General features: G+C 70.0%; 1 pseudogene. It reads left to right on the top strand.

What is annotated here, in order from left to right:
* Positions 1-631: pseudogene (locus MXD62_RS09950) on the top strand (potassium-transporting ATPase subunit B); the annotation flags it as partial.

The raw sequence follows: 631 nt of genomic DNA, 5'->3' as shown, positions 1-631 counted from the left end.
TCATCCCCGGGGACGGTGACATCGTCGAGGGCATCGCCAGCGTCGACGAGTCGGCGATCACGGGCGAGTCGGCGCCGGTGATCCGGGAGTCCGGTGGTGACCGGTCCTCGGTCACCGGCGGGACGAGGGTGCTCTCCGACCGGATCGTCGTCCGGATCACCCAGAAGCCCGGGGAGAGCTTCATCGACCGGATGATCGCCCTCGTCGAGGGGGCGAACCGGCGCAAAACGCCGAACGAGATCGCGCTCAACATCCTGCTGGCCGCGTTGACCGTCATCTTCCTGTTGGCCGTCGCCACGCTGCAGCCGCTGGCGATCTACTCGAAGGCGCAGCAGCCGGCGCTGCCGGACAGCTCCACCCTGACCGGTGACGGGATCACCGGGATCGTGCTCGCGTCCCTGCTGGTCTGCCTGATCCCGACCACGATCGGAGCGCTGCTCTCCGCGATCGGCATCGCCGGGATGGACCGGCTCGTCCAGCGCAACGTGCTCGCGATGAGCGGCCGGGCGGTGGAGGCCGCCGGCGACGTCAACACCCTGCTGCTCGACAAGACCGGCACCATCACCCTGGGGAACCGGCAGGCCAGCGCGTTCCTCGCCGTCGGCGGCGTGAGCGAGGCGGAGCTGGCGGA

The sequence above is a fragment of the Frankia sp. Mgl5 genome (genome assembly GCF_023242985.1).
In the GTDB taxonomy this organism is placed as follows: Bacteria; Actinomycetota; Actinomycetes; order Frankiales; family Frankiaceae; genus Parafrankia; species Parafrankia soli.
This window is presented reverse-complemented; position numbering and strand designations above follow the sequence as displayed.